The organism is Allobosea sp. LjRoot237, from assembly GCF_964253285.1.
Taxonomy (GTDB): Bacteria; Pseudomonadota; Alphaproteobacteria; order Rhizobiales; family Beijerinckiaceae; genus Allobosea.
This window is the reverse complement of the sequence record NZ_CAXUQP020000001.1, coordinates 3,626,599-3,642,001: the sequence shown is the minus strand read 5'-3', so window position 1 is coordinate 3,642,001 and position 15,403 is coordinate 3,626,599. Positions and strand designations below refer to the sequence as shown.

The following is a 15,403-nucleotide window of genomic DNA, read 5'->3' as shown; positions in this document are numbered from 1 at the left end:
GTAGTTCGGGCCTTCAGCCAACCGCGTTGTTCTCGACGCGGATGCCGGCGGCGCGCTTGTCTTCGCCCTTGGTCAGGTCGCCGGTCACCACCTTGCCGAATTCGGTGCCGACCACCGCGCCGAGCCTGGCCTCGCTGATCACATTGTTGGCGATCAGCGCGTTCCGCTCCTTCGGGACGAGGGAGACCGAAATCCCGATCCCGGTGCGCCGGACCACGTTGCCGGTGGCAACAATATTGCGCATCGCCCAGGACCAGCCGAGCGAGATGCCGATCTCGCTGGCGTTCTCGATGACGTTGCCGGTGACCGCCGCCTCCGCCTCGACATGCACGCCCAGGCCGCCGACGAGCTCCTTGCCCTTCGGCGCCAGTCCCCTTTGCGCATTGCGGATGATGTTATTGGCGAAGACCGAGAGCCGCCCGCCATGGTCGAGATTGGTGATGTTGGCGCCCTGAGCGCAATCCTCGACCAGATTGTTGGCTATGATCGCGCCTTCGAAGGCGAATTCCGAATAGAGGCCGGTCTCGCCGCAGCGCCGGCCCTGGTTGCCGAGAATCTGCACGCCGGAGCCGGAATTGTTGCGGATGAAGGTCAGCGCGCAGTCGCGCAGCGTATTGCCTTCGATCACCACGCCACCGGCACGGAACAGGCTGATGCCATTGCCGTTCGGCCCGTCGCCGCCGGCATCGCTGCGGATGCGGTTGAGGCGGTTTCCCCGGATGAGGCTCTGCTCATCCCCTGCCTGGCTGCGCCAGAGCTGGATGCCGTTGTTGCCGCAATCCTCGACCGTGTTGGCCTCGATCGAGAGTCCACGCGAATCGACCGAGAACAGCGCCGAATCCCGCATCGAGCGGAAGCGGTTGCGCTCAATGCGGCCGGCGGTCCGGCTGAGCGTCAGCCCGACCGAGCCGGCATTGGCGAATTCGCAATCCGACAGGGCGAGGTCGAGTACCTCCTCGACATTGAGCAGGCCGCCGCGCTGGCCGAGTTTGATGTCGAGCCCGTCGAGCACGATTCCGGAGATCGCAGTGCGTTTGATGCGCCGCGCCACCAGCAGCGGCCCGGCCTGTGCGGCGATGAATTGCGTCGCGCTGGGCACGCCGATCAGGCGGGCATTCTCGGGCAGGACGACGTTGGCAATGCGGTAGCGGCCGGGCGCGACGATGAGCGGGGCATCGCGCTTGACCGCTTCGACCAGGGCATTCTGGAGAATGCGTGATTGGTCATCGACGGAACCGGGACGCAGGCCGAATTGCGCCGCCTCGAGCCCGAGCGTGCCAAGCGGCGCCGATGTGCCGGCGCGCGGCGTCTGTGCCAGGGCGGGACCGGCCGAGGCCGCAACCGTGCCGAAAAGGGCCGTGCGCAGCCAGTCGCGGCGCGAAAGCGTCATCGAAGCTTCCATCATGACCGCGAAGCTTCAAGAGGCATGCCGGCAGCCGGCCCGCTGCCTGGTTACAGGCCGAGCGCCCGTGCGATCTCGTCGGCGGCTGCGGTCGGCGCCATCTCGCCGGCGGCGACGGCCGCTTCCAGCTTCGGCGTGCGCGCCTTCAGGGCCGGGTCGTGCCTGAGCTTGGCCTGAAGCCGGTCCTGCACCATCGCCCAGATCCATTTGACGTCCTGCCGCCGGCGCTTCTCGGCGATCAGGCCCTTCGCCTCGAAGCGGGCGCGGTGGTCCTCGATCCTGGCCCAGAGCGCGTCGAGGCCGGCGCCGGTCAGGCCGGAGATGGTGACGACCGGCGTCGACCAGAGCGTCGAGGTGGGCGCAAGGATATGCAGCGCCGCCTTGTACTGGGCTGCGGCGGCGCGCGCTGCGGTCGCGCCCTCGCCATCGGCCTTATTGACCGCGAGCATGTCGGCGAGCTCGATGATGCCCTTCTTGATGCCCTGCAGTTCGTCGCCGGCATTGGGCAGCATCAGCACCAGGAAGAAGTCGGTGAGATCGGCAACCGCCGTCTCCGATTGGCCGACGCCGACGGTCTCGACCAGGATGACGTCGAAACCCGCGGCTTCGCAGAGCAGCATGGTCTCGCGCGTCTTGGCCGCGACGCCCCCTAACGTGCCGGAGGAGGGCGAGGGCCGGATATAGGCGTTCGGGTCGACGGCGAGCCGCGCCATCCGTGTCTTGTCGCCGAGGATGGAGCCGCCGCTGCGGGTCGAGGACGGGTCGACCGCGAGCACGGCCACCTTGTGCCCTTGGCCGGTGAGATAGCTGCCGAGCGCGTCGATCGTCGTCGATTTTCCGACCCCCGGCACGCCGGTGATGCCGACACGGACGGCCTTGCCAGTATGCGGTAAGAGGCGGGAGAGCAGGGCCTGCGCCTGTTCGCGATGGTCGGTGCGCCGGCTTTCAGCGAGCGTGATCGCCCGTGCCAGCGCTGCGCGCTCGCCCTTGAGAATCGCATCGCCGAGCGCTGTGAGGTCGACCATACCCGCTGGTAGCAAGAGAGTGCCTGCAGCGGAAGCGAGGCTTTTGGAGACAGCAGTGTCATCCCGGCTCTTGCCAAGCGACGGGGAGGGTGAGACGAGTTTCGTCGGTTGGGAGAGCGTGTCTCGTGTCCGGCTTGCGGTCTTTTGTTCTCGTCTCGCTGTTGTCGCTTGTGCTCGCCGCCTGCGGCGGCCCGCCGCGCGTATTGGTCGTTTCAGCCGTGAAGCCAGAGGATACCGCCGGCACGGTCCGCATATTCGTCGCGACCTCGCGCGCCTCGACCAAGCAACCCGAATATTTCAGCGGCGAGCGCAGTTCGGCGGTCGGCTTCGCCCGGCTCGACATCAGCGTGCCGCGCAGTCACCAGGTCGGCCAGCTCGAATTGCCGGGCAGTGTCAGCAGCCCAGGCGATCCTGCCAGCCATTTCACCGCGAGCGCCGTCGAGCGCCTGTCGGAAGCCGAGATCCTGAAGCAGGTACGAGCAGAAGTCGCTCGGCGCCCGCCGGTCGAGCGCGAGGTGCTCGTCTTCGTCCACGGCTTCAACACCAATTTCGCCGATGCCGCCTTCCGCTTCGCCCAGATCGTCACCGATTCCGGCTTCAAGGGTGTGCCGGTGCTGTTCACCTGGCCGTCGCGCGCCCAAATACTGTCCTACCCCTATGATCGCGACAGCGCCGATTTTTCGCGTGATGCGCTCGAAACCGGCCTGCGCGTGATCGCCCGCGATCTCGGCGCCAATCGCTTCGATATCCTGGCGCATTCGATGGGAACGCTGCTGACAGTCGAGACGCTGCGGCAGGCGGCGATCCGCGGCGATGGCAGCTTCGGCGGCAAACTGCGCAATGTCATGCTGGCCGCGCCCGACATCGACCTCGACGTCTTCAAGACCCAACTCGCCGCGATCAAGCGGCCGGTCACCGTCTTCGTCTCCTCGGATGATCGCGCGCTCGATTTCTCGCGCCAGTTCGCCGGCGACAAGACCAGGTTGGGCGCGATCTCCGACAAGGATACGGAGGTCGTCGCCGATCTGCGCAAGGCCGGGGCGACGATCATCGATCTGTCGGGCGATCGCGCCAACGACGACTACAACCACGGCAAATTCGCGACCACGCCGCGCATTGTCGAGATGATCGGAAAGCGGCTCGGCGCGGATGGGCTCGGCGGCGGAACGGGCGGCGGCATGCTCGGCCTCGACTCCAAAGCCTCCCCTTCTTTCGTCGCCCGCGAGAAATAGCTGCCCCATTCTGGCCGCGTTGGTCTGGCTTTAAGGGTTCTGCGGCCAGAAGGTTCGCGCCCCCCATTCTTGGACCTAGCCAGTGACCTCGCCTTCGCGACACGCCGTTTCACGCCGCTCCTTCGTCGCCTTCCTTGGGCTGGGGCTGGCTGGCTGCGCTCAGAGCGAGGCGTCGATCTCGCCCTTCGTTGGACCGGCGGATTCATCCAGCTTCGGCAAGGAGCCGCAGCTGCTCGTCGCGACGACGCGCAAGCCGATGGGTGATCGCGCGCCTTATTTCGGCTCGGATCGCGGCAGCGGGCTGACCTTCGCCGAGGTCAGGTTGTCGGCGCCGGGCCGCGGTGTCGCCGCGCAGGTGAGTTCCGTCGTCAGTGGCGATTGGGCCGTGCTCGGCGTGACCCGGCGCAGCGCGACCGATGCCGCCCGGGCCTTCGCCGATTCCGCGACCGGCCGCGACGTGCTGCTCTATGTCCACGGTTTCAACGAGACCTTCGAAACGGCCGCGCGCAGCGCCGGCCAGCTCTCGCATGCGCTCGCCTTCGAGGGACGCACTGCGCTCTTCACCTGGCCGTCCGGCGGCGGGCTGCTCGCCTATGCCTATGACCGGGAGAGCGCGCTCTGGTCGCGTGATGGTTTCGTCCAGACCCTGAAGGCGCTGGTCGCCAACCCGACGATCGGGCGGATCAACATCGTCGCGCATTCGATGGGCAGCTTTCTCGTGCTGGAAGGCCTGCGCGAGCTGCGCGATTTCGAAGGGTTGTCGGATCGGATCGGCGCCGTCGTCATGGCTTCGCCTGATGTCGACATCGACGCCTTCGAGCAGACCGTGCCGCGGCTCGGCTCGATTGCTCGGCGGATGACCGTGATCATCGATCCCGGCGACAAGGCGCTCGCGGTCTCCTCACGCATCGCCGGCGGCGTCGCGCGCGCCGGCGCGGCTGACCGCGAGCGGCTGGAGCAGCTCGGCGTGCGCGTCGCCGATACCGCCGGCCGCGGCTGGAGCCTGCTGCGCCACGACCTCTTCCTGTCGAACAGCGAAGTGACGCAGGTCGTGCGCCGAGCGATCGACCGCTCGCAATCCTGATCCGGAGGCCGGAGCTCCCGGGCCAGCTATTTCGGTTCAGCCAGCAGGCTTGAGCACGATGACGGAACGCGCCGCCTTCTCGATCGCTTCCCGCGAATAGAGCAGCGGTGCGTAGTCACCAGCCGCCCAGAGCGGCGCAAGATCGCGATAATGCGGGCTGTAGGCGTCTCCGGACTGGCCGGGCGTATTGACGAAGCGGCTCTCGTCCCACTTGCCCACGTCCAGCACCATGCGGAACGAGGCGCCCGCGATCACCTTGAAGTCGGAGATCCGGTAGGAGGCCGCACGCGGGCTGAAGGCCGAGCCACCCATGGCCAGCCGGCCGACATTGAGCTGCGCGCGGTCGGGGCCGCCGGCGAGAGGTGAGAGTGCGTGGTCGAACTGGGCGTGGTGGATCTTGCCCCAGTTCCAGTTCGCGACGTCCGGGCCGAGTGCCTGGCGTAGCTCATCCATCGCGGCTTTCAGCGTCTCGAGCAACAAGGCGTCGCGCGCCGTCTTCGGATCGGCGCCGAGAGCGCTGTCGGGCGCCTGCAGATAGGCGACGACCGCAGCCACATCGAGCGGCCCGATCACGCCGCGCGCCTTTTCCGGCACGGCCTTGGCCGTCAGCGCGCGGCCGAGATGCTTGCTCATCCAGATCTCGGACAGTGCGGCGGCCGCGCTGTCGACCGCAGTTTCATGGTTCCAGCCCTTGATCAGCTTGAGGCCTTCGGCAGTGACCGGATCGTCCGACGACAGCGGCGCGAGCAGCGCGGCGAGCTTGCGGGCATTGTCCGAGCTGTCGTCGTTCTGCAGAGCCATCGCATCGGCCAGCGTCACCTTGTTCTTCGTCCCCAGCACGGCCTTGATCCGGTTGATGCGCGAGGGGTCGGACCATTCGAAGCCGATGCGCTTGGCGAGCAGCGGATGATCCTTCGGGATGTTCATCTCGTTGGCGGTGGCAAAGAAGCCCTCGGTCGGGTTGTAGACCTCCGGCAGCTCGCCAGCCTTGAGGAAGCCGGTCCATTCATAGCGGCCATCGCCGGGCACCGGCATCAGGCCGTCATGGTTCGGCCGCTGCGGCGCCCGCCCGCCGACGATCCAGCCGATATTGCCCTTGTTGTCGGCATAGACCTGGTTTTCGGAGGGCGCGCCCCATTCCGCCATCGCCTTCTTGAAACCAGGCCAGTCTTTCGCCGTCATGTATTCGGCCGAGTTGAAATAGGCCGACGTGCCCGGCTCGAACCAGACCGTGCGAATGGCGAAGGCGCGCTTCTCGTCGGGCTCGGCCTTCATGATCGGGCCGTGGCGGGTGAATTTGAGCTCGACCTGGCGCGGCGCCTCGCCCTTGACCTCGATGGCGTCGTTGACGCTCCGCATCTCCTCCCAGCCGCTGCCATAGCGATACTGGTTCGGATTGGCCGGGTTGGTCTCGTAGACGTAGAGATCTTCCTGATCGATCGCGAAGATCGTCAGCCCGAAGGCGATCTCGCCATTATGGCCGATCGAGATGCCGGGCAAGGCAGGCTCGCCGCCGCCGATCACCGAGAGGCCCGGCGCATTGAGATGCACGACATAGCGCAACGACGGCACGCCATGGGCGCGATGCGGGTCGTTGGCCAGGATCGGCCGGCCGGTCGCCGTGCGGTTCGCGGCGATTGTCCAGTTGTTCGAGCCGATGGTGGAGATGCTGTCGCCGGCGGCGGCGAAGATGGCATCGCGGTCGAGCGCGGCGCGCTTCTCGCCGGGAGCGGCGAAGGTGACGTCGCGCGTTGCGAGATTGTAGTCGTCGAGGATGTCGGGCTTGATCGCGCAGGGATCGAGCCCGTCGGGCACCTTGGGGGCCACTTTTGGTTCCAGCACGCGCCGGAAACGATCGGCCTCGACGCCGGCGGCGCAGGCGACGCGGGCACGTACGACCTCTGACATCACATTGCGGGTCAGGCCGTGGCTGCGGATGCGCACCACGTCCTCGGCGCTCCAGCGATCCGGCAAGGTTCCGGAGACACGGAAATCGAGCGGCAGCGGCTGCTTGCCGGCGCGCACCTCATCGACGCGGGCATTGATGCCGGCGACGAAGGCGTCGGTGTAGGCCTTGGCGTCGGGGCCATAGGCCGCCCATTCCTTGTCCATCTCGCCGCGATAGAGGAAGAGCCGCGCGGCGCGATCCTGCGCGACATAGGACGGGCCGAAATCCCTCGCGAGCAGCCCGAGCCCACGCTTGCGCCAGAGATCGATCTGCCAGAGCCGGTCGCGCGCGGCGTTATAACCTTGCAGGAACAGGGCGTCCCGGGTCGAGGCGGCGTAGATATGCGCGACGCCCCACTGGTCGAGGATCAGTTCCGCCGGCCCTTGCAGGCCGGCCACCGCCTGCTCGGAACGTTTGACGGCGCTCGACATCTCGGCCTGCGCGGGCGGGGATGTGGCAACGAGGACGGCGGCAATGGCAAACAGCGACGCTGCGCCGCTGGCACGATCTGCTCTGCTCATGGTGTTCCTCCGTGCGGCTCGCCTTTCGCGGTGAGCCTTGCCGGGGGAGCTTAGGAGCAGGCGGATCGGCGGGCACTGCTAGCCATCACATGGCAGCCTTGCCGGGCTGACATGTGGAGCGGATCGTTCCTTGCGCCGGCAGCCGGACTACAGCGGCGGCAGGCCGACCCGCTTCTTGATCGTCGCCAGGGCGAAGTTGGATTCGACCGACTGGACGCATTTCAGCCGCGTCATCTTCTGCTTCAGGAAGCGCTCATAGCCCTCGATGCCGTCGGTCAGCACGCGCAGCAGATAGTCCTGGCTGCCGGTCATCAGGTAGCATTCCGCCACTTCGGGCCAGTTTTCGATCGCCTTCTCGAACTCGGCGATATGCTCCGTGTTCTGCTGGCTGAGCCGGACCGAGACGAAGACGCTGAAGGGCAGGCCATAGGCCTTGGGATCGACGATCGCCGAATAGCCCCTGATGACGCCGGTCTCCTCCAGCCGCTTCAGCCGGCGCAGGCACGGCGTCGGCGACAGGCCGACCTTCTCCGACAGGTCCTGATTGGTGATGCGGCCATCTTCCTGCAGCAAGGTCAGCATGCGGCGGTCGATCGTATCGAGCATGATCTGCTCCTCAGGGCGCTCAGGCGAGCAGGAAGCTGCAAAATCTTGCTCTAGAGCACGGATGATCGTTCATGCAATGGCCTTAGGATCGTCCTAGGCTCGCGTCGCAAGGCCGTGCTGGTCGGCGAGGAGGCAGTCATGAGCGACGACAACTACCACAAGGACCGGATTGCCAATCGCCGGCTCCATCCCGAGACCCTGATGATGGGCTTCGGCTATTCCCCCGCCATGTCGGAAGGGTCGCTCAAGCCACCGGTCTTCCTGACCTCGACCTTCGTGTTCGAGAACGCCCAGCAGGGCAAGGATTTCTTCGACCTGACGGCCGGTCGCCGCCAGCTCAAGCCGGGCGAGAAGTCGGGTCTGGTCTATTCACGCTTCAACCATCCGAACATGGAGATTCTCGAGGATCGCCTGGCGATCTGGGACGAGGCCGAGAAATGCGCCGTCTTCGCCAGCGGCATGGCGGCGATCGCGACGACCTGCTTCACCTTCCTGCGGCCGGGCGACACCGTCATCCACAGCCGGCCGCTCTATGGCGGCACGGAGACCCTTTTGAAGAACCAGATGGGCGCCTTCGGCGTCACGCCCTTCGGCTTCACCGACGGCATCGACGTCGCGCAGATGCGGGCGGTCGCCGAGGCCGCCGCGGCCAAGGGCCGGGTCGCCATGATCCTGGTCGAGACGCCGGCCAATCCGACCAACGGGCTCGTCGATCTCGCCGCCTGCGCCGCGATCGCCGACGAACTGGAAAAGTCGCAGGGCCATCGCCCGCCAGTGGTCGTCGACAACACCATGCTCGGGCCGATGTTCCAGAAGCCGCTGAAGCACGGGGCCGACCTCAGCCTGCTGTCGCTGACCAAATATGTCGGCGGTCACAGCGATCTCGTCGGCGGCTCGATCAGCGGGTCGGAGAAGCTGGTGCGGCAGGTCAAGGCCTGGCGTGGCTCGCTCGGCACGCAGCTCGATCCCAATTCCTGCTGGATGTTGATGCGCTCGCTCGAGACGCTGGATATCCGCATGAGCCGCTCGAACGAGAACGGCCGCAAGGTTGCCGACTATCTCGGCGCTCACCCGAAGATCGCCAAGGTGCACTATCTTGGCAATCTCCAGGAGGGCGACCCGCGCAAGCCGGTGTTCGACCGCCAGTGCAGCGCGCCAGGCTCGACCTTCGCCTTCGACGTCAAGGGCGGCGAGAAGGAAGCTTTCGCCGTGCTCGACAACCTCCAGATCATGAAGCTTGCGGTCAGCCTCGGCGGCACCGAGACGCTGGTCTCGCATCCCGCCGCGATGACCCATTCCGGCGTCGCGCGCGAATTGCGCGAGGAGATCGGCCTCACCGATGCGCTGATCCGGATCTCGGTCGGCATCGAGAACATCGAGGACCTGATCTCCGATCTCGCCCAGGCGCTCGAAGCCGCGTGAGGGCAGGGCGGCGCCGCATTGTAGTGGCGGCGCTCGCCGCCATGCTCTCGGCCGGCCCGGCTCGCGCCGAACCGCAGACCGAGAGCGTGGCGCAAACCATCTGCCGATTGATCGAGGGCGCCGCGAAGACCCACGATCTGCCGGTCGCCTTCCTCACCCGGCTGATCTGGCGCGAAAGCAGCTTCCGGCCGCATGTCGTCAGCCCCGCCGGGGCGCAGGGCATCGCCCAGTTCATGCCGGGCACGGCGAATGAGCGCGGCCTTGCCGATCCGTTCGACCCCGAGGCGGCGATCCCGCATTCGGCAGCCTTCCTTGCCGCATTGAAGAACCAGTTCGGCAATCTCGGCCTCGCCGCGGCGGCCTATAATGGCGGGCCGAACCGCGTCGCCCGCTGGGTCGAGCGCGGCGGCTCGTTGCCTTACGAAACGCAGGCCTATGTCCGCTTTATCACCGGCCGCTCCGTCGAAGAATGGCGGCTCGGCGCAGGCGAGCTTCCGCCGCCGGCGACGCGGGAGGAGACGGATTGCCTGGCCACGGTCGCCTCGATCCGGATCACCACGCCGGCCGTGCTGGTCGAGGGCGCCTATGGGCCGTTCGGCGTGCAGCTCGCGGGGAATACTTCGAAGGCGCGCGCCATCGCCTCCTATCAGCGCGTCGCCGCGCGCTTCGCCTCACTGCTATCAGGCAAGCCGACCATGATCCTGGGCTCGGCCGTGCCGGGACGGGGCAGGGGCCGGTTCTACCGTGTCAGGCTCCCGGCACAGAGCCTGCGCGAGGCGACATTGGCGTGCAATCGCCTGCGGCAAGCTGGCGGGGCGTGTCTGGTGCTGCGGAATTGAGGGGGCGCGTCATTCTCGGGCGAAGCGAAGCGCAGACCCGAGAATCTCATGACGAGAGGGCGCTGATCAGCACCTCTTTCGGCCTGAGATGCTCGGGTCAAGCCCGAGCATGACGCTAGAGTCCCACCCGCCCCCAGCCCGGCAGCTTCAGCGCCGGCCGCTGCAGGTCGAAGCCGGCGACGAGGCCGAGCAGGTTGACCTCGACACCCTCGACCCAGCCGAGCGTGACGCCGAAAAGCCCGTAGAGCGAGGCCTGCAAACCGGTGCGGCTCGGCGTGAAGCCGGCATAGAGGCCGTCCGCGCGCCAGTCCTTGCCGATCGCGGTCGGAGGCAAGGCGCGGCCGAGATCAGGGACTTCGGCGAGGATGTGCTGGACGAAGCTGTTCGAGTTCGGCCCCGGCCATGCCGCATAGGAGCCATTCGTGCTGTAGCTGTAACTTTTCACAGCCTCCCGGATGCGCGGGATCAGCACCTCGGCCGCGGTGCCCCTGATCTCGCCGACGACCTCCGGGACGTTGCCATACCAGCGCCCGTCGGCGACACGGACGTTCACGCGCACCGGGGTGCCCCAGCCGACGACGTCGAAGCGAGTGTAGGCGGAGGCGTTCTTCTCCTTCACCACCACCCAGGAATGATGGGCGAAGACGCCGCGCCAGCGGCCGACGCGGGCGGCAAAGATGTGGATCGTTGCTTCGGGCTCGATGCTGGGGGCGGGCAGGAGCGCGGCGCTCGACCAGTCGGCACGTGCCCAGTCGGGCGCGAGCGGCTGCCATTGCCACCAGGCGGCGTGCGTGCCGAGCGGCAGCAGGAAGATCAGAGCAAAGAGCAGGAGGAACCGGCGGATCATGCTTCCACGGAAAATAATGGGCGCGGCGCCCGTGCCACAAGGCGCGACGGAGCGCCGCCGATCACGAAATCGAGGTTGAGGCTTGGCCGCAAGCTGCTAGCTTGCCGGCGCGAAATCTAAAGGAGGGGCAGATTGCGCATTTTGACGTCGGTTATGCATGGATTGGCCGCTGCGGCGGCTTTCGGGCTTGCTCTCGCGGCCGGCCCGGCGGGAGCGCAGGACAACAAGGAACTGCGCATCTTCAACTGGTCGGACTACGTCAATCCGGAGGTGCTCGACGCCTTCAAGAAAGAGACCGGCATCACCGTCGTCTACGACACCTTCGACCAGATGGAGACGGTCGAGACCAAATTGCTCGCCGGCAAGACCGGCTATGACCTCGTCGTCGTTACCGCCTCCTTCCTGCCCAGGCATATCCCGCTCGGCCTCTACACGCCGGTCGACACTGCCAAGGTGCCGAACCTCAAGAATGCCTGGCCGGAGATCCAGAAGCGCCTGTCGAAATACGACCCCGGAAACAAGTTCGCCGTGAACTACATGTGGGGCACCACCGGGATCGGCTACAACGTCGCCAAGGTGAAGGAGCGGCTCGGCAACGATGCCGTGATCGACAGCTGGAACATCGTCTTCGATCCGGAGAAGCTGAAGAAGCTCTCCAATTGCGGCGTGCACGTGCTCGATGCGGTCGAGGAGATGTTCCCGGCTGCGCTGCGCTATCTCGGGCTCGACCCCGATTCGAAGAACGAGGCCGATCTCAACAAGGCCGGTGAATTGCTGCGCAAGATCCGCCCGCACATCCAGAAGTTCCACTCGTCCGAGTACATCAACGCACTCGCCAACGGCGATATCTGCCTGGCGGTGGGCTATTCCGGCGACGTGCTGCAGGCCAGGAAGCGCGCCAGCGAAGCCAAGAACAAGGTCGAGATCGCCTATGCGATCCCGAAGGAGGGCGCGCTGATGTGGTTCGATTCCTTCGTCATCCCGAAGGATGCCGGCAACCAGGACGCGGCGCTGAAGTTCATCGATTTCGTCAACCGTCCCGACATGGCGGCGAAGAATTCGGATTTCATCCAATACGCCAACGGCAATATCGCCTCGAAGCCGCTGCTTTCGGCCGAGGTCCGCGACAATCCCGGCATCTATCCGCCGGATGCGGTGATGGGCCGGCTCTACACGATCACGCCTTACGACCAGAAGACGCAGCGGGTGGTCAACCGGCTGTGGACCCGCGTCAAGAGCGGCAGGTGAACAGGGATCCGAACCGGCCGGAGGTAGGTGGAAGACGCGCCTCGCCCGGCAGCGTCCGGCGCGACTTCCAGCCCTGGAATGATCCCGCTGCCAAGCCGCTGGTCGAGTTTCGCAATGTAACCAAGCGGTTCGGTACGGTGGTGGCGGTCGATCGGCTGTCGCTTTCGATCCATCAGCGCGAGTTCTTCGCCCTGCTGGGACCGTCCGGCTGCGGCAAGACCACGCTGATGCGGATGCTCGCCGGCTTCGAGCAGCCCGACGAGGGCGAGCTCCTGCTCGATGGCGTTGATATCACGGCGGTGCCACCGCACAAGCGCCCGGTCAACATGATGTTCCAGTCCTATGCGCTGTTCCCGCATATGAGCGTCGGCGACAACATCGCCTATGGGCTCAAGCGCGACGGCCTGCCCAGGGCGGAGATCGCCGAACGTGTCGACGCCATGCTCGGGCGCGTCCGCCTGAAAGGGATGGAGAAGCGTCGGCCGGACCAGCTCTCCGGCGGCCAGCGTCAGCGCGTCGCGCTTGCTCGCGCGCTGGTCAAGCAGCCCAAGCTCCTCCTGCTCGACGAGCCGCTCGGCGCGCTCGACAAGAAGCTGCGCGAGGAGACGCAATACGAGCTGATGGACCTCCAGGCCGATCTCGGCCTGACCTTCATGGTCGTCACGCACGACCAGGACGAGGCCATGACCATGGCCGACCGCATGGCGGTGATGGACCATGGCCGGCTGCTGCAGATCGCGCCGCCCGACCTGATCTATGAGGCGCCGGCCAGCCGCTTCGTCGCGGAGTTCGTTGGCGACATCAACCTGATCGAGGGCAGGGTCACGGCCGTCGAAGGCGATCTCGTTACGCTGGAGAACCAGCCTGTCGGCGTGATCGAGCTTGACGAGGATACGCCGACCTGTTGCCCCGGCGATGCGCTCACCATCGGCCTGCGCCCCGAGAAGATCGCGCTCAGCCATGACGAGCCGCAGCAGGGCGTCAACAAGGTCGCCGGCGAGATCTGGGACATCGGCTATCTCGGCGACATGACGATGGTCCAGGTCATGGTCGGCGGCGACGAGGGCAAGCTCTTCAAGGTCTCGCTGACCAACCGCACCAGGCGTATCGAGCGGCCCTTCGCCTGGGAGGACAGGGTCTGGCTCTCCTGGGACGTTGAGGCCGGCATGGTACTGGCGTCGTGAGCACGCCGATTCCCCGAAGCAGCGGGACCGGTCGCGGCCTCCTGGTCGCGGCCATTCCCTATATCTGGCTGCTCGCCTTCTTCCTGGCGCCCTTCGTCATCGTGCTCAGGATCGCGCTGTCGGACGCTGCGACCGACCAGCCGCCCTATGCGCCGCACTTCCCCGGATTCGGCCAGCTCGGCGAATTCCTGAGTGCGCTCGATCTCGAGAACTTCCGCCTGCTCGGCGACGATCCGCTCTATTGGCAGAGCTACCTCTCCTCGTTGCGCATCGCGGGGCTGACGACCTTGATCGCGCTCGCGATCGGCTATCCGCTCGCCTATGCGATGACGCTGGCGCCGAAGCGCTGGCAGGGCATCCTGCTCGTCCTCGTCATCCTGCCGTTCTGGACCTCGTTCCTGATCCGCGTCTACGCCTGGATCGGTATCCTCAGGCCGGACGGCCTGCTCGACATAGCACTGATGGGGATCGGGCTGACGAGCGAACCCCTGCGCCTGCTCAATACCGACGCTGCCGTGCTGATCGGCATGGTCTATTCCTACCTGCCCTTCATGGTACTGCCGCTGTTCTCGACCTTGCAAAAGCTCGACGGTACCTTGCTGGAAGCGGCCTCAGACCTCGGCGCGACGCCGCTGACCACCTTCCTGACCGTGACCTTGCCGCTCTCGGTGCCCGGCATCCTCGCCGGCTCGGCTTTGGTCTTCATCCCTGCGATCGGCGAATTCGTCATCCCCGATCTGCTCGGCGGTTCCGACACGCTGATGGTTGGCAAGGTGCTTTGGAACGAGTTCTTCTCGAACCGCGACTGGCCGCTGGCTTCGGCGGTGGCGATCGTGCTGCTCGTCGTCCTCGTCCTGCCGCTGATGCTGCTGCAGCGGGCGCGCGGAGCGGCCCAATGAGGCGCTTCGGGGCCTTCCACCTCGCCGCGCTGGTCGCCGGCTTCGCCTTCCTTTACCTGCCGATCGTTGCGCTGGTCGCCTACTCCTTCAATGCCTCGCGGCTGGTGACGGTCTGGGGTGGCTTCTCGACGCATTGGTACGGAACGCTCTTCAGCAATCAGCCACTGCTCGACGCCGCCTGGCTGACGATCCGTGTCGCGCTGGTCTCTGCCACGCTGGCGACGGTACTTGGAACGCTCGCGGCACTGGCATTGGCGCGCTACCGCGCCTTCGCCGGCCGAATGTTGTTCTCAGGCATGGTGATGGCGCCGCTGGTGATGCCGGAGGTGATCACGGGGCTGTCGCTGCTGCTGCTCTTCGTCGCCGGCGATGTTGAGCGCGGTTACTGGACCGTCGTCATCGCCCACGCGACCTTCAGCCTCGGCTTCGCCTGCATCGTCGTGCAGGCGCGGCTCGCCGGCTTCGACCGTTCATTGGAGGAAGCAGCGCGCGATCTCGGCGCGACCCCGTTCGAGACGTTCGCGACGGTGACGCTGCCGCTGATCTGGCCCGCCGTCGCCGCCGCATGGATGCTGGCCTTCACCCTCTCGCTCGACGATCTCGTCATTGCGAGCTTCACGACTGGGCCGGGCGCGACGACGCTGCCGATGCGGCTCTATTCGGCGATCCGGCTCGGCGTCTCGCCCGAGATCAACGCCGCCTGCACGATCATGATCGCGGCGGTGGCCGTCGCGGTGATCGGCGCGTCCCTGCTGATGAAGCGCGAGGCGTTGGCAGGGCGCTGACCTAAACGCCTGCTGAACATCCCGCTCAAAACCGGTTCAGCCTTATTGCGCGAGAGTGCTTGCCAGAGCGGGAAGCCTTCCTGCTCCGGCAAGAGGAGACATGAAGATGTTTCGCACCCTCGCTTCCGCCGGCCTCGTCGCTGCAGCTGTGCTCGGGATCAGCGCGGCATCCCCCAGCAAGGCCGAGGCTGGCGTCCTGATCCAGCAGGCCTATTATGATGGTCCCGGCTATGGCTGGCGCCCGCCGCCAGCCTATGGCTACTGGGGCGTTCCGCGCTGGCGGCGCCACTATGATCGTCCGCGCTTCTACGGGCCGCCCCCGCCGCCGCGGTACTATCATCGCTGGCGCGGCGGCTGGTGA

General features: G+C 66.4%; 14 protein-coding genes. 9 read left to right on the top strand and 5 right to left on the bottom strand.

Features of this window, described 5'->3' with window-relative positions:
• Positions 1-13: 13 nt before the first annotated feature.
• Both ACSQ24_RS17720 and meaB read right to left on the bottom strand, forming a co-directional pair.
• Positions 14-1,390, bottom strand: coding sequence for a TIGR03808 family TAT-translocated repetitive protein (locus tag ACSQ24_RS17720; RefSeq protein WP_436095945.1), 1,377 nt, complete (start codon positions 1,388-1,390; stop codon positions 14-16).
• Between the two features lie 62 nt (positions 1,391-1,452).
• Positions 1,453-2,427 (bottom strand): methylmalonyl Co-A mutase-associated GTPase MeaB, encoded by a 975-nt coding sequence (gene meaB, locus ACSQ24_RS17715; RefSeq protein WP_436095944.1) that lies wholly within the window; start codon positions 2,425-2,427, stop codon positions 1,453-1,455.
• A gap of 134 nt (positions 2,428-2,561) precedes the next feature.
• Between meaB and ACSQ24_RS17710 the strand changes: the two genes are divergently transcribed.
• On the top strand, positions 2,562-3,659 hold the full coding sequence (locus tag ACSQ24_RS17710; RefSeq protein ID WP_436095943.1) for an alpha/beta hydrolase: 1,098 nt from the start codon (positions 2,562-2,564) through the stop codon (positions 3,657-3,659).
• Between the two features lie 82 nt (positions 3,660-3,741).
• Complete coding sequence (locus tag ACSQ24_RS17705; RefSeq protein WP_436095942.1) at positions 3,742-4,743, top strand: alpha/beta hydrolase; 1,002 nt, start codon at positions 3,742-3,744, stop codon at positions 4,741-4,743.
• Between the two features lie 36 nt (positions 4,744-4,779).
• On the opposite strand, the gene ACSQ24_RS17700 is transcribed toward ACSQ24_RS17705, so the two are convergent.
• On the bottom strand, positions 4,780-7,212 hold the full coding sequence (locus ACSQ24_RS17700) for a penicillin acylase family protein (protein ID WP_436095941.1): 2,433 nt from the start codon (positions 7,210-7,212) through the stop codon (positions 4,780-4,782).
• A 147-nt stretch (positions 7,213-7,359) separates the two neighbouring features.
• On the bottom strand, positions 7,360-7,818 hold the full coding sequence (locus tag ACSQ24_RS17695; RefSeq protein ID WP_436095940.1) for an Lrp/AsnC family transcriptional regulator: 459 nt from the start codon (positions 7,816-7,818) through the stop codon (positions 7,360-7,362).
• A gap of 138 nt (positions 7,819-7,956) precedes the next feature.
• On the opposite strand from ACSQ24_RS17695, the gene ACSQ24_RS17690 reads away from it, so the two are divergent.
• Positions 7,957-9,240: a cystathionine gamma-synthase family protein gene (locus tag ACSQ24_RS17690; protein WP_436095939.1), complete on the top strand. Its 1,284-nt coding sequence runs from the start codon at positions 7,957-7,959 to the stop codon at positions 9,238-9,240.
• Positions 9,241-9,281: 41 nt separating this feature from the next.
• Positions 9,282-10,079, top strand: coding sequence for a lytic transglycosylase domain-containing protein (locus ACSQ24_RS17685; protein ID WP_436097919.1), 798 nt, complete (start codon positions 9,282-9,284; stop codon positions 10,077-10,079).
• A 115-nt stretch (positions 10,080-10,194) separates the two neighbouring features.
• Here the strand turns inward: ACSQ24_RS17685 and ACSQ24_RS17680 are convergent, their stop codons facing one another.
• Positions 10,195-10,926: a DUF3750 domain-containing protein gene (locus ACSQ24_RS17680; RefSeq protein WP_436095938.1), complete on the bottom strand. Its 732-nt coding sequence runs from the start codon at positions 10,924-10,926 to the stop codon at positions 10,195-10,197.
• A 153-nt stretch (positions 10,927-11,079) separates the two neighbouring features.
• On the opposite strand from ACSQ24_RS17680, the gene ACSQ24_RS17675 reads away from it, so the two are divergent.
• From ACSQ24_RS17675 to ACSQ24_RS17655, 5 genes are all read left to right on the top strand, one after another.
• Entirely contained in the window at positions 11,080-12,174 is a 1,095-nt protein-coding gene (locus tag ACSQ24_RS17675; RefSeq protein ID WP_436097918.1) for a polyamine ABC transporter substrate-binding protein, read from the top strand.
• Positions 12,171-13,358, top strand: coding sequence for an ABC transporter ATP-binding protein (locus tag ACSQ24_RS17670; protein WP_436095937.1), 1,188 nt, complete (start codon positions 12,171-12,173; stop codon positions 13,356-13,358). The genes ACSQ24_RS17675 and ACSQ24_RS17670 overlap by 4 nt, the downstream gene beginning before the upstream one ends.
• Complete coding sequence (locus ACSQ24_RS17665; protein WP_436095936.1) at positions 13,355-14,257, top strand: ABC transporter permease; 903 nt, start codon at positions 13,355-13,357, stop codon at positions 14,255-14,257. Before ACSQ24_RS17670 ends, ACSQ24_RS17665 begins: the two co-directional genes overlap by 4 nt.
• The gene (locus ACSQ24_RS17660) at positions 14,254-15,042 is read left to right on the top strand and encodes an ABC transporter permease (RefSeq protein WP_436095935.1); all 789 of its coding nucleotides are present in this window, start codon (positions 14,254-14,256) and stop codon (positions 15,040-15,042) included. Before ACSQ24_RS17665 ends, ACSQ24_RS17660 begins: the two co-directional genes overlap by 4 nt.
• A 106-nt stretch (positions 15,043-15,148) precedes the next feature.
• Positions 15,149-15,403, top strand: coding sequence for a hypothetical protein (locus ACSQ24_RS17655; protein ID WP_436095934.1), 255 nt, complete (start codon positions 15,149-15,151; stop codon positions 15,401-15,403).